Source organism: Listeria marthii, from assembly GCF_014227425.1.
In the GTDB taxonomy this organism is placed as follows: Bacteria; Bacillota; Bacilli; order Lactobacillales; family Listeriaceae; genus Listeria; species Listeria marthii.
In genome coordinates this window covers 156,872-170,968 of the sequence record NZ_JAASWB010000004.1, presented here as the reverse complement: position 1 = coordinate 170,968, position 14,097 = coordinate 156,872, and the positions used below count along the sequence as shown (strand labels likewise).

The window sequence follows — 14,097 nt, the reverse complement described above, 5'->3', positions numbered from 1 at the left end:
AAGTGGGGTTTTTCTAGTCTTTTTTTCTCGGACTCCCAACATGTAGCAATTAATTGTTAAATGTTGATAAATAAGTCACAAGTCTGATACAAGGAAAGTTAATTTGTGGTAAAATGAACTTTGACTTTAAAAAAAGAAGAGGAAGTGAGTGCCTGGTGGATTTTATTACTTACATCATTGATTTTATTTTGCACATTGACCAACATTTAGTGGAGATTATAAATAATTTTGGGATTTGGACTTACATCATTTTGTTCTTGATTGTTTTTATAGAAACTGGATTGGTAGTATTTCCGTTTTTACCAGGAGATTCATTACTTTTTGCGGCCGGAGCGTTATCTGTATTAGATGGTTCAATTCTACATATTGTTCCGCTAATCATCACTTTATGGTTAGCTGCTGTTCTTGGTGACACAGTGAACTACCATATCGGTAAAAAAATCGGCACATCGATACCAGAAGATAGCTGGTTTGGAAAATTAATAAATAAAGAAAAGATGGAAAAAGCAGAAGCATTCTTCAATAAACATGGCGGAAAAACCATTTTTATTGCTAGATTTATGCCATTCATCCGTACGTTCGCGCCGTTTGTGGCTGGAGCAAGTCGCATGAATTATCGCTATTTCTTAAATTACAATATTTTAGGAGCAACTGTCTGGGTATTACTTTGTACGCTTGCAGGTTACTTCTTCGGGAATTTCCCAATCGTAAAAGACAACTTCTCATTAGTAGTTATCGGAATTATCGTAGTTTCCGTTATCCCAATGGTAGTTTCGTTCATTAAAAGTAAAATGGACAAAAAAAGCGCAGAATAATTTCTGCGTTTTTTTATTTCCCGGGAAATTATGACAAGCTGCTGTTGGTTAAGTTAAGTTTAGTAAAATATATAATATTAAGTGTAAGGAGAGATAGCGATGGAAATGTATTACAAGCGATTGATAGAAGGTACAGCGATTCCTGCTATTATTCATAATATGGAGTATTATCTTATATCTATGCCAATTTTTGAAGATGGATCAATGGATTGCTGGGAACGAATCAATTTAAAAGAATTACAAAATAAATTAGCAATAAATAAACTAGTCACCTCTATTCCTGATGGCAAAAACATTAACATCCATGGTTTGGGAACGTATGCTATCCACAGTGCAAAATGGCAACATACATCAAAAACTTACTATGAATATGTATACAGGATATTATATTTTTTCCGCTGATAATAAAACAAATTTTGGTGGTGTGGCAGCAAATATTACCAATGAACAAACAATGGTGAAGTTAACCTTAAAAGATAAAGAAAAGTTTTTTCATGAATCGGTCGAATAATTAACAACCATTTAGGGTAACTAGTTATCAAGAGGTGATGAAATGGAAAAAGCATTGAACATTACATCCGAAATTGGCAAACTCCAAACAGTACTTGTAAAAAGACCGGGTTCTGAACTCGAAAATATCACACCAGAGTATCTAGAATCTTTATTATTCGACGATATCCCTTACTTGAAAATGATGCAAAAAGAACATGACTTTTTTGTCAAAACGATGCAAGACGCAAACATTGAAGTACTTTACCTAGAAAAATTAGCAGCAGAAGCATTGCGAGCAGCTAATAATAAAGAAGCCTTTTTAACAAAAATGATTAAAGAATCCAATCAAATGGACGAAAGCGCGCTATATGTGCGAGATTATTTGATGTCATTTGATGAGGAAGAAATGATTCGCAAACTGATGTCCGGTTTGAAAAAATCAGAAATTCCAGAACGGAAAAAGAAACATTTAAATGAAATGATGGATGAACAATATCCATTTTTCTTAGATCCATTACCTAATTTGTATTTCACTCGAGATCCGGCAGCGGTTATAGGGGATGGCGTGACGATTAATAAAATGTTCCAGCCGGCTAGAAGGCGAGAATCTATTTTTATTGAGCTGATTTTGAAACAGCATCCCCGTTTTAGTGAGCAAGCGGTTCCGGTATGGTCAGGTCGCGAAGAGCCGTTTTCTTTAGAAGGTGGCGATGAATTAGTTCTAAATGAGGAAACTATCCTTGTTGGCGTATCTGAGCGGACGGATGCACGAGCGGTCGAGCGTCTTGCGGAAAGTTTATTTAGTCGCGCTCCGAAAATCAAGCGAGTTTTAGCAGTTGAAATTCCGGAAACTAGGTCATTTATGCATTTGGACACTGTTTTCACCATGGTTAATTTTGCGCAGTTCACAATTCACCCAGCTATTCAAAATCAACAAGGCGAGCTCAATGTTTATATTTTAGAAAAAAGTGAGAATGGGCTGGAAATTACGCCGCGCAGAGACTTTCAGCGCGTGATTGCGGAGATTTTAGATGTGCCGGAAGTTGATTTTATTCCTTGTGGTGGGGAAGATGTGATTGTTTCAGCACGAGAACAGTGGAATGACGGGGCAAATACACTTGCGATTGCGCCGGGGGAAGTAATTACATATGATCGTAACCATGTCTCTAATAACCTTTTAAGAAGTGCTGGTATTAAGGTTCATGAAGTGATTAGTTCGGAGCTTTCTAGGGGTCGTGGTGGTCCTAGGTGTATGACCATGCCGCTTGTTAGAGAAAATCTATAATAAGCCTTGAAAAACTGGGATTTTCCTGCAAAATACAACTTTCACAAAAAGTATTGTCGGTGATTTTGAGATGTGCTATAGTGTTTTCAAACCAGAAACTTTCGAGAAATATCTTGCTGGTTAGTTTGCGCTATGATATAATATTTTATTGTGAGTAATTATAAATTATTCCTTGCTCGCTCTTGATTTTAAGGCTAGCTAAAGGCAGTCTGAATTTCAGGGATATGGTGTGGTTTCATGCTATATCAGAGCCGCTTAAGACCACAAGGAGGTGTAGAGTAGATGGCTAGAAAGTACGAAATTATGTACATCATTCGCCCAAACATTGAAGAAGATGAGAAAAAAGCTGTTGTTGAACGCTTTGACGGAATCTTAACTGATAATGGTGCGGAGATCATCGAATCAAAAGAATGGGGTAAACGTCGCTTAGCATATGAAATCAATGACTATCGTGATGGTTTTTACCACATCGTGAAATTAAACGCTGATAAAGCAGATTCTATCAACGAATTTGACCGTTTAGCAAAAATTTCTGATGATATCATTCGTCATATGGTAATTAAAGAAGAAGCATAAGAATTTATTCAAGGCTAGGACCTTGATTTACTAAACGAGAGGAGGTTGGTTTTGCATGATGAATCGTGTAGTACTTGTAGGACGCTTAACAAAAGATCCTGAATTACGTTACACTCCAGCTGGTGTGGCTGTTGCGACTTTTACATTAGCTGTAAATCGTACGTTCACTAACCAACAAGGAGAACGAGAAGCTGACTTTATTAATTGTGTTGTTTGGCGTAAACCGGCAGAAAACGTTGCTAATTTCCTGAAGAAGGGAAGCATGGCAGGCGTTGATGGCCGTGTTCAAACTCGTAATTACGAGGGGAACGACGGTAAACGTGTTTATGTGACAGAAATTGTAGCAGAGAGTGTTCAATTCCTTGAACCGCGTAATTCTAATGGCGGTGGCGGAAGTAACTATCAAAGTGGCAATAACAACAATAATTATAATAGCGGTGGAAATAACTTCGGACAAGCACCTACAAATAACGGTGGATTCGGACAGGACCAGCAACAATCTCAAAATCAAAATTATCAATCCACTAACAATGATCCTTTTGCAAGTGATGGTAAGCCAATCGACATTTCTGATGACGATTTGCCATTCTAATTTCATTTTAGCGGTTTGAACTTTAAGATAGGAGGAACTTTCAATGGCTGGAGGACGCAGAGGCGGACGCCGTCGGAAAAAAGTATGTTACTTTACTTCCAATGGTATTACGCATATCGACTATAAAGATGTAGAACTTCTTAAAAAATTCGTTTCCGAACGTGGTAAAATTTTACCTCGTCGTGTAACTGGAACAAGCGCTAAATATCAACGTAAACTTACTGTTGCTATCAAACGCTCTCGCCAAATGGCATTACTACCATTTGTTGCTGAAGAAAAATAAAATTAATTTTAACAGTCTAGAATTTATTTCTAGGCTGTTTTTTTATCAAAAATAGACCTAAAGTATCGAAATCTACGACCTAAGAAGGAAGTTTGTGTTAAATATACATGTTATTCTTAAAAAGAAGTAAAAAAATACACAGGGGGCAACAAACATGTATAGAAAATTAGCAACAGTAGGGATGGCAGTTTTATTAGTAGGGGCTTTATCAGCGTGTGGCTCAAATGATGATAAGGATACATCATCAAATAATAACAGCCAAGAAACTACTAGTAGCAAAAGCAGTAACAATGAAAGTTCATCATCCGATAGCTTGCAAAATAAAAGCTTCGATATGAGCTACGAAGACGCGATAAATGCATTCAAAGACAAACATGGTGATGCAGAAATATCTAGCGTTGAATTAGAGAAAAACTTGGGAAAATACGTGTACAAAGTTGATGGAATTTCAAATGACAATGAATATGAAATGAAATTCAATGCTGAAACAAAAGAACAGTTAAGCGATGAAACAGACAAACTTGACCGGGAAGATGCTGGTGGAGTGGAAAAAGAAAACGAAAAACTTAGCTTAGATGGCATTAAAACACCAAAAGAAGCGATGGATAAGGCTGTAACTGAACAAGCTGGCGACGTAACGAGTTGGAAAATAGAAAGAGAATTAGATACAACTTATTATGAAGTGACGGTAAAACAAGATAATAAAAAATACGAAATCAAGCTAAATGCAAAAACTTTAGACGTACTTCAAACAGAACAAGATGATTAATAAAATCAGAAAAGCAAGCTGTGAATATTCTTTCGTAGCTTGCTTTTTTTATGAATAAAATTACTGAAATATAATATTAATATGAGTCTTTAATACTAGTATGCAGTTCTTTATATACGTATGAAAATTCTGAACTGTATCCAAAAAATCGCTAATTTTGCCCTTTTTGAGTCGTTCATGACAAGAATCGGACATTTCATTACATTTTTGGTTATTACAGGTAAATTCGTTGTAAAATATTAGTGGAGGTGAATTAGTTGAGTAATTTTACCGCAAAAGTCCCTTTGTCAGAAAGAATGGCGGATGTTTTGATTTCGAAAGACCGCTGGAAGGATGACGAAGAAGGTTATTTAAAAGTAAAATATGGACTGGAAATAATTTTAATTAATGCCATGAAGTTTGCTCTCGTATATGGTATTGCCTTAGTAACAGGGCTTTTACTGCAAACGGTGACAGTGCATCTGTCGTATTTATGGCTTAGACGGTATTCTTTTGGATTACACGCAACCAAAACATTGAATTGTACGTTGATTAGCTTGATGATGTTTGTGTTCGCGCCATTCGTTTTTCAAAATATCCCCTCTAATAATTGGATTGTTTTAGGTACATTTGGTTTCATACTACTCAACATGTTTTTATTCGCTCCGGCAGATACAGAGAATTTGCCTTTAATCGGTGCAGAACACCGAAAAACACTAAAAAGAAAAGCGATGATAGGGACGTTAATTTTAACGGGAATTGCGTTACTAATACCATTCGCTGAGATGAAAACATTAATCATGATAGGTTCTTTGTTTCAGGTGATAAGCATAAATCCACTTACTTACAAACTATTAAGAAGGAGGTATCGGAACTATGAGAAATATGAATAGATCGGTTGGTAATTTCCTCTCTAGAAAGCTAGAAGAAAAATCCATGAAAGTTGCGGATTCTTCTATGAGTAAGGCTTGCTTCATGTTTGTATACGAACCAAAAAGTCCATTTGTAAAGATGCAAGAAAAAAACGAAAATAAATAAATTAAAAACTGTATAACGTCAAAATTCATGCTAAAATAAAAAGAAGGCAAACTTACATATTTAAACATAGATATTTTAGACAGTGGAGGACTAATATGTTTAGTATTTTGATGGCATTTATACAGATAACGGGTATTTTTATAGCAATCCAGATTTTGACAAACAAAGTTTTTTCAATTAAAGAGGGAGTGGTCACTGTAGCAATTGCTATGGTAGCCTTCCCTTTATTTACATTAGTTCAGTATTGGTCGATGATCTTGGTGTTGCTGGTTTTTGTAAGTGCCTTATATTGGAAGAATAAAAATGTGATAGTTTCGGGTTCTATTACGCTTGTAGTTATTATTCTGCTTACTATTAGTGATTCTATAGTAGGTTTTATTTTAGTACCGGGTTTACATTTTAAATACGATGAAATATTTAATGAATTACTACCAACATTAATTTATTGCGTGGGGATGCTGACAAACTTGTTGGTGCTTTCTTTTCTGCTTAGAAAGCTCATTGAAAAAGTAGATTTATCTAGATTTGTTGAACATAGAAAGTATGCGTATATTATTTTCTCTATCGTTGCACTTACGGTTTTAGCGTTTTATATGAATATTTACGCGGGCTCGATTGCAGGTTTCGATGGTTCAGTTTTGAAAATTAACACGCTTATTTTTACGGGTTATACCATTTTGTTGATAGTTATAGTGACGGTTGTTATTAATACAGCGACCAACGAACTTAAAGTACAGAATCAGAAGGAACAGCTAGAACAGTTACAGGATTATGTTACTACATTAGAGTCCCTGCATAGAGAAATGCGAGTTTTTCGTCATGATTATGTGAATATCTTGTCTACGCTTGTGGGATATATTGATAATAATGATATGCCGGGTTTGAAATATTACTTTGAAAATAATATTGTACCTATAAATAAAACAATTGAATCGAACAACTATAAAATTTCATTGCTGCAAAATATTCACGTGATTGAACTGAAGGGCTTACTAGCTGTTAAGTTAATACGAGCTCAAGAGTTGAAAATTGATGCGATTTTGGAAGTAGTTGAACCGATTGATAAGATTTCGATGGATAGTATAGATTTATGTAAAGTTGTTGGAATCTTGCTGGATAATGCGGTTGAAGCGGCGCTAACTTGTGAAAATCCAGTTATTCGGATTGCGTTTGTGAAGAAAGGCGATAGCATTATCATTGTATTTGCGAATAGCTTACCAGTGAATATGCCGCCTGTTTATAAAATATTTGAAGAAGGTTTCTCAACAAAAGGGGAAGGTCGCGGTTTAGGTCTTGCTAGTTTGCGGGAAATCATGAAGAAATATTCGCACGTTGCCTTAGATACGAAAGTGACCAATAGAGAAGTTATTCAAGAACTAGAAATTATGTAGAAGAATGGGGATGAATTTATGCTACCGGTTTTTATTTGTGAAGATAACAGAATGCAGCGAGAAAGGTTAACGAAATATATTGAAGACTATATAATGGTTGAACATTTTGATATGAAGTTAGAACTTTCGACAGGAGATCCGTTTGAGTTAGTATCACGAATGCCTTCACATCAAGGTATGGGACTTTACTTTTTAGATATTGATTTAGGGCAACCGGACATGAATGGTTTTGAATTAGCTCAAGAAATTCGGAAATTTGATCCGCGGGGCTTCATTATTTTCATTACGACACATGCGGAATTGAGCTATATGACTTTCACGTACAAGGTGGAAGCGCTTGATTACATCATTAAAGACGATATTGATATGTTGCATGACCGAGTGCTGTCTTGTATGAAGCAAGCGGAAGAACGGATTTCTAACGACCAAGATATGCAGAAGTATTTTACGTTTAAAGTGTCGGATAAGAAGATTATTCATGAACTTTTAGACGATATCTTGTTTTTCGAAACAGCGCCGACGATTCATAAAGTGATTTTACATGGCAAAAACCGCCAAGTGGAGTTTTATGGTAAGTTGAAAAATATTGAGAAAATGTTGGACGAATCCTTTTATCGGTGCCATCGGTCGTATATTGTGAATAAGAAAAACATTCATGAACTAGATACGACAAAAGGTGTGGTGAAGATGTCTAATGGAGAAAATTGTTACGCATCATCAAAATTAATTAAAAGCTTGAGTTTATAAAAGTGGCCTTAATGGTCGCTTTTTTTGTACGAAGCTGAGTTCGGATTTGATGAAATGGGGAAATATAGGTAAAATAATAGTGATGAATTGTTAGTTCAGTTTATGTTATGATATAGATACTCAATTTCAGACAAAAGGTATGTAAAAAAATGGGGAGCTGGATGAAATGTCAGGCTATTTTCAAAAACGAATGCTTAAATATCCATTATACGGTCTGATTGCAGCGACAATTATTCTGGGCGTAATCACGTTCTTTTTTTCGTGGTGGTTATCAGTATTAGTTGTTGTTGGTGGGATTATTCTTACGGTTGCGATGTTTTACTTTGAACATCGCCTGAATGAGGACGTTCAACTATATGTTTCTAATTTAACGTATCGGATTAAGCGCAGTGAGGAAGAAGCGCTTGTTGAAATGCCGATGGGAATATTGCTGTATGATGAACATTACAAAATTGAATGGGTTAACCCGTTTATGTCGAAATACTTTGATAAGAAAGAGTTAATTGGGGAATCCTTGGAAGAAGTAGGACCGGAATTTCTGGATGTGATTACTGGGAATGATGAAAAAGGGATTATGTCGATTGCTTGGCGTGATCACCGTTTTGATACGATAGTAAAGCGTAAAGAGCGGATTTTATATTTATATGACCGGACGGAATATTATGATTTAAATAAGAAATATCAAGCGAATAAATCTGTTTTTGCGGTTATTTTCTTAGATAATTACGATGAATGGGCGCAAGGTATGGATGATAGGCGTCGTAGTGCTTTGAACAATTTGGTGACGTCGATGTTGACTAACTGGGCCAGAGAGCATCGAATCTATTTGAAACGGATTTCTACGGATCGCTTTATGGCCTTTTTGACAGAGGAAATGTTGAAGCGACTGGAAGAGGAGAAGTTTCAAATTTTGGACCGGATTCGTGAACGGACGTCGAAGCAGAACATTCCTTTGACGCTTAGTATTGGGATTGGTTATAAGGAAGATGATTTGATTCAGCTGGCGGATTTGGCGCAGTCTAGTCTAGATCTTGCCTTAGGGCGCGGCGGAGATCAGGTCGTTATTAAGCAGCCAGAAGGAAAAGTGCGTTTTTACGGCGGCAAAACAAACCCGATGGAAAAACGGACTCGGGTTCGCGCACGTGTTATCTCGCAAGCCTTGCAAGAGCTAATTACGCAAAGTGACCAAGTTTTTGTTATGGGGCACCGCTATCCGGATATGGACGTAATTGGTTCGAGTCTTGGTGTGATGCGGATTGCGGAGATGAATGATCGCAATGCTTATGTGGTTGTGGAACCTGGCAAAATGAGTCCAGATGTGAAGCGACTGATGAATGAAATTGAAGAATATCCAAATGTAATTAAAAATATTGTTACACCGCAAGTTGCGCTGGAAAATATTACCGAGAAGAGTTTGCTCGTTGTTGTTGATACACACAAACCTTCGATGGTTATTAATAAAGAATTGCTGGACTCGGCTACGAATGTGGTTGTTGTCGATCATCACCGTCGTTCGGAGGAATTTGTTGGAAGTCCGGTGCTTGTTTATATTGAGCCATATGCGTCATCTACTGCCGAACTGATTACGGAGCTGTTTGAGTACCAACCTGATTTAGAGCAAGTTGGGAAAATTGAAGCGACGGCACTTCTTTCGGGGATTGTGGTCGATACGAAGAACTTTACGCTACGGACTGGTTCGCGAACGTTTGATGCGGCAAGTTATTTACGGTCGCTTGGTGCGGACACGATTTTGGTGCAGCAATTTTTGAAAGAAGATATTACTACTTTTACACAGCGAAGTCGTTTAGTGGAGTCGCTTGAAATTTATCATGACGGCATGGCGATTGCGATGGGACATGAAGACGAGGAATTTGGCACGGTCATTGCAGCGCAGGCGGCAGATACGATGCTTTCAATGGAAGGCGTGCAGGCATCCTTTGTTATTACATTGCGCCCGGATAAATTAATCGGGATTAGCGCGAGGTCGCTTGGCCAAATCAATGTGCAAGTCATTATGGAAAAACTAGGCGGTGGCGGACATTTATCGAATGCGGCCACACAGCTTAAAGATGTTACAATTGCAGAAGCAGAAAAACAATTAATTAGCGCCATTGATGCGTATTGGAAGGGAGAAACATAATTATGAAAGTTATTTTCTTGAAAGACGTAAAAGGTAAAGGTAAAAAAGGTGAAACTAAAAATGTTGCTGATGGTTACGCAAATAATTTTTTAATTAAAAATGGTTACGCGGTTGAGGCTAACAATGCGGCTTTAAGCACACTTTCAGCTCAAAAGAAAAAAGAAGACAAGGTTGCTGCAGAAGAATTAGCTGAGGCAAAAGCTTTGAAAGAAAAAATGGAAAAATTAACAGTGGAATTAAAAGCGAAGTCTGGTGAAGGCGGCAGATTGTTTGGTTCGATTACATCTAAACAAATCGCTCAAACGCTTGAAAAAACACATGGTATTAAAATAGATAAACGTAAAATGGATTTACCGGATGCGATTCGAGCTTTAGGACATACGAAAGTACCTGTGAAGTTGCACCATGAAGTAACGGCAACACTTGATGTACATGTTAGTGAAGAATAATTTTTCTTAAGGGAGCGTAAGACAGTGGATAATAATTTCCAGGACAGAACACCACCACAAAATATTGAAGCCGAACAAGCTGTACTGGGCGCGATATTTCTTGAGCCGAATGCGCTGATTACTGCTTCTGAAATTTTAATGCCGGATGATTTTTATCGCACGGGTCACCAAATCATTTTTGAAACAATGCTTGATTTGAATGACCACGGGAAGGCTGTCGATGTATTAACGGTGTATGAGGCGCTTGCTGCCAAAGGTAATTTGGAAGATGCGGGTGGTTTGCCCTATTTGACGGAATTATCCGGAGCTGTGCCAACTGCTGCAAACTTAGAATACTATGCGCATATTATCGAGGACAAGGCGCTTCTGAGACGTTTAATTAGAACGGCTACCCAAATTGCGACAGATGGTTATTCGCGCGAGGACGAGCTCGATATGCTTATGGACGAGGCGGAAAAGAGTATCTTGGAAGTTTCGCAACGTAAAAATGTCGGCGCGTTCAAGAATATTAAAGATGTCCTTGTTAAAACATATGACGATATTGAAATTTTGCATAATCGTAAAGGTGATATTACTGGGATTCCAACTGGATTCAATGAGCTTGATAAAATGACAGCTGGATTTCAGCGGAATGATTTAATTATTGTTGCCGCGCGTCCTTCTGTTGGTAAAACAGCCTTCGCTTTAAATATTGCGCAAAATGTTGCGACGAAAACCGACGAGAATGTGGCCATTTTTAGTTTGGAAATGGGTGCGGAACAGCTTGTTATGCGTATGCTTTGTGCGGAAGGAAATATTAATGCGCAGAATTTACGGACGGGTGCTTTAACGAGCGATGATTGGCAAAAGCTGACAATCGCGATGGGTACACTTTCTAATTCTGGGATTTATATTGATGATACGCCGGGTGTTCGTGTGAATGAGATTCGTTCCAAATGTCGTCGTTTAAAACAAGAAACTGGCCTTGGCATGATTGTGATCGATTACTTGCAACTTATTGCGGGGAGCGGTCGCGGTGGCGAAAATAGACAACAAGAGGTTTCTGAAATTTCTCGGTCGTTGAAAGCTTTGGCGCGGGAACTTGAAGTGCCGGTAATTGCACTTTCGCAGTTATCTCGTAGTGTAGAGCAACGTCAAGATAAGCGACCAATGATGTCAGATATTCGTGAATCCGGTTCGATTGAGCAAGATGCGGATATCGTAGCCTTTTTATACCGGGAAGATTACTATGACCGGGAAGGTGAAAATGATGGTACGATTGAGATTATTATTGCGAAACAACGTAATGGTCCAGTTGGTGACGTCAAACTAGCCTTTGTAAAAGAATATAATAAGTTTGTGAATTTAGAAGTGCGGTACGACGACGCAATGGCTTAATGAGGAAACCTTGTGAAATTCTAATTAGATTTGGAGTGCGCAAGGTTTTTATTTTACGCAAAAAGGTATCATATTACTAAAAATATACTTTATATTTCTGCTAAAACGTTTGAAAAAGCGAACGATAAAATTACCTTACAAATCAATGTTCGTAAATCCATTGACTATTTTGGTGGCAAACGGTACAATATATAGTGGAAAATGAAGAGGCTATGAAAAACTCATAGCTATCAAAGACCAATTAAATGAGGTGTTTAAATGTCTTCAGTTGTTGTAGTAGGAACACAGTGGGGCGATGAAGGAAAAGGGAAGATTACGGATTTTCTTTCCGAGAATGCAGAAGCGATTGCTAGATATCAAGGTGGGAACAATGCAGGCCATACAATTAAGTTTGATGGTGTAACGTACAAATTGCACTTAATTCCATCAGGTATCTTTTACAAGGAAAAAATTAGCGTTATTGGTAACGGTATGGTTGTTGATCCAAAGGCTTTAGTGGAGGAATTAAGTTATCTTCATGACAAAGGCGTGGATACTTCTAATTTGCGTATTTCTAACCGCGCGCACATTATTTTACCGTATCACATTCGTATTGATGAAGCTGACGAAGAACGTAAAGGCGCAAACAAAATCGGTACAACGAAAAAAGGTATCGGCCCAGCATATATGGATAAAGCGGCGCGTGTTGGTATCCGTATTATCGATTTACTAGATAAAGAAACATTTAAAGAAAAATTAGAGCATAATCTTGGTGAGAAAAACCGTTTATTAGAACGTTTTTACGAACTTGAAGGCTTTAAATTAGAAGATATTTTAGACGAGTACTATGAATATGGTCAACAATTTAAAGAATATGTTTGCGATACATCGGTTGTTTTAAATGACGCTTTAGATGATGGTAAACGTGTGTTATTTGAAGGGGCGCAAGGGGTTATGCTTGATATTGATCAAGGAACATATCCGTTTGTAACTTCAAGTAATCCGATTGCTGGTGGTGTAACTATCGGTAGTGGTGTTGGTCCATCGAAAATCAATCATGTTGTTGGTGTGGCGAAAGCTTATACTACGCGTGTTGGTGACGGTCCTTTCCCGACAGAATTATTTGATGCTATCGGTGACAATATTCGTGAAGTTGGTCATGAATATGGTACGACTACTGGTCGTCCACGTCGTGTAGGTTGGTTTGACAGTGTCGTTGTTCGTCATGCTCGTCGTGTTAGTGGTTTAACGGATTTATCGTTAACTCTACTAGATGTTTTGACCGGAATTGAAACACTTAAAATCTGTGTAGCTTACAAATTAGACGGAAAAACAATTACAGAATTCCCGGCAAGCTTGAAAGATTTAGCTCGTTGCGAACCAGTTTATGAAGAACTTCCAGGCTGGACGGAAGATATTACAGGAGTTACATCATTAGATGATCTACCTGTTAATTGCCGCCATTACATGGAACGTATTGCGCAACTTACAGGCGTGCAAGTTTCTATGTTCTCTGTAGGTCCAGACCGCGCTCAAACACACGTGATTAAAAGCGTTTGGCGTTTAGCTTAATAAAATAATTAGCAAGCCTCTCTAAGGTTTTCCTTGGAGAGGCTTTTTGCTTGGAATTTTTTCTGTATAAGAGCTGGCTTTGATATCAGTATGGTATACAATTCACTTTTGCGAAAGTTGGAAAACTTAACAAAAATAATATTAGTTTGTGAAATTCGCATCTTTTATAAGGAAATGGATTCCATAAAAAGACCTAATATCATTGTTTTGGGGCTTTTTTATTCGTATTTCTGTCACAATTTACTTTGTGAATTCATGATATAATTTGAGAGTGATATCTTATTCACAATAGATAATAAGAGGAGATGAAGTGAATGTCAGGTCAAATTCGTATGAGTCCTAATGAGCTACGTGATCGCGCTAAAACTTACGGTCAAAGTGGTAGAGATATTGAGGATATTCTAAGTCGTTTGAGCCAATTACAAGATCAACTTCGTAGCGAGTGGGAAGGTCAAGCTTTTGCACGTTTTGATGAGCAATTTGAGCAATTAAAACCAAAAGTGACTGAATTCGCTAACTTGATGGATCAAATCAATGATCAGCTTGAGAAAACTGCGAACGCTGTTGAAGAGCACGATCAACAACTTTCTCAAAACTTTGGATTCTAAAAATC

At 37.5% G+C, this 14,097-nt stretch carries 16 protein-coding genes; all 16 read left to right on the top strand.

Annotated features, from left to right (window positions below; translation table 11 throughout):
* The first annotated feature begins 155 nt into the window (after positions 1-155).
* The 16 genes from HCJ55_RS08520 to HCJ55_RS08445 all read left to right on the top strand — a co-directional run bounded on the left by HCJ55_RS08520 (position 156) and on the right by HCJ55_RS08445 (position 14,092).
* A complete protein-coding gene (locus HCJ55_RS08520) occupies positions 156-815 on the top strand; it encodes a DedA family protein (RefSeq protein WP_003721665.1) in 660 nt (219 codons plus the stop codon).
* Between the two features lie 99 nt (positions 816-914).
* Positions 915-1,217 carry a DUF7638 domain-containing protein gene (locus tag HCJ55_RS08515; protein ID WP_185504222.1) on the top strand — a complete coding sequence of 101 codons (303 nt, stop codon included), beginning with the start codon at positions 915-917 and terminating at the stop codon, positions 1,215-1,217.
* Between the two features lie 151 nt (positions 1,218-1,368).
* On the top strand, positions 1,369-2,592 hold the full coding sequence (arcA, locus tag HCJ55_RS08510; RefSeq protein WP_185504221.1) for an arginine deiminase: 1,224 nt from the start codon (positions 1,369-1,371) through the stop codon (positions 2,590-2,592).
* 282 nt (positions 2,593-2,874) lie between these two features.
* A complete protein-coding gene (gene rpsF / locus HCJ55_RS08505) occupies positions 2,875-3,168 on the top strand; it encodes a 30S ribosomal protein S6 (RefSeq protein WP_185502770.1) in 294 nt (97 codons plus the stop codon).
* Between the two features lie 55 nt (positions 3,169-3,223).
* Positions 3,224-3,760, top strand: a complete 537-nt coding sequence (ssb, locus tag HCJ55_RS08500; protein ID WP_185480542.1) for a single-stranded DNA-binding protein — start codon at positions 3,224-3,226, stop codon at positions 3,758-3,760.
* A gap of 43 nt (positions 3,761-3,803) precedes the next feature.
* Positions 3,804-4,043, top strand: a complete 240-nt coding sequence (gene rpsR / locus HCJ55_RS08495; protein WP_003721669.1) for a 30S ribosomal protein S18 — start codon at positions 3,804-3,806, stop codon at positions 4,041-4,043.
* 154 nt (positions 4,044-4,197) lie between these two features.
* Positions 4,198-4,812 carry a PepSY domain-containing protein gene (locus tag HCJ55_RS08490; RefSeq protein WP_185504220.1) on the top strand — a complete coding sequence of 205 codons (615 nt, stop codon included), beginning with the start codon at positions 4,198-4,200 and terminating at the stop codon, positions 4,810-4,812.
* Between the two features lie 257 nt (positions 4,813-5,069).
* Complete coding sequence (locus HCJ55_RS08485) at positions 5,070-5,684, top strand: accessory gene regulator ArgB-like protein (protein WP_008946441.1); 615 nt, start codon at positions 5,070-5,072, stop codon at positions 5,682-5,684.
* Entirely contained in the window at positions 5,668-5,829 is a 162-nt protein-coding gene (locus HCJ55_RS08480; protein WP_008946442.1) for a cyclic lactone autoinducer peptide, read from the top strand. The genes HCJ55_RS08485 and HCJ55_RS08480 overlap by 17 nt, the downstream gene beginning before the upstream one ends.
* Before the next feature lie 95 nt (positions 5,830-5,924).
* Entirely contained in the window at positions 5,925-7,220 is a 1,296-nt protein-coding gene (locus tag HCJ55_RS08475; RefSeq protein ID WP_185502768.1) for a sensor histidine kinase, read from the top strand.
* A gap of 18 nt (positions 7,221-7,238) precedes the next feature.
* Positions 7,239-7,967 (top strand): LytR/AlgR family response regulator transcription factor, encoded by a 729-nt coding sequence (locus HCJ55_RS08470; protein ID WP_008946444.1) that lies wholly within the window; start codon positions 7,239-7,241, stop codon positions 7,965-7,967.
* A 166-nt stretch (positions 7,968-8,133) separates the two neighbouring features.
* On the top strand, positions 8,134-10,107 hold the full coding sequence (gene pdeA, locus HCJ55_RS08465; protein WP_185502767.1) for a cyclic-di-AMP phosphodiesterase PdeA: 1,974 nt from the start codon (positions 8,134-8,136) through the stop codon (positions 10,105-10,107).
* 2 nt (positions 10,108-10,109) lie between these two features.
* Positions 10,110-10,556, top strand: a complete 447-nt coding sequence (rplI, locus tag HCJ55_RS08460; RefSeq protein ID WP_185391721.1) for a 50S ribosomal protein L9 — start codon at positions 10,110-10,112, stop codon at positions 10,554-10,556.
* Positions 10,557-10,580: 24 nt separating this feature from the next.
* A complete protein-coding gene (dnaB, locus tag HCJ55_RS08455) occupies positions 10,581-11,933 on the top strand; it encodes a replicative DNA helicase (RefSeq protein ID WP_003721677.1) in 1,353 nt (450 codons plus the stop codon).
* A 258-nt stretch (positions 11,934-12,191) separates the two neighbouring features.
* Positions 12,192-13,484: an adenylosuccinate synthase gene (locus HCJ55_RS08450; protein ID WP_185391719.1), complete on the top strand. Its 1,293-nt coding sequence runs from the start codon at positions 12,192-12,194 to the stop codon at positions 13,482-13,484.
* A gap of 314 nt (positions 13,485-13,798) precedes the next feature.
* Positions 13,799-14,092 (top strand): WXG100 family type VII secretion target, encoded by a 294-nt coding sequence (locus HCJ55_RS08445; RefSeq protein WP_008946453.1) that lies wholly within the window; start codon positions 13,799-13,801, stop codon positions 14,090-14,092.
* Positions 14,093-14,097: the final 5 nt, after the last annotated feature.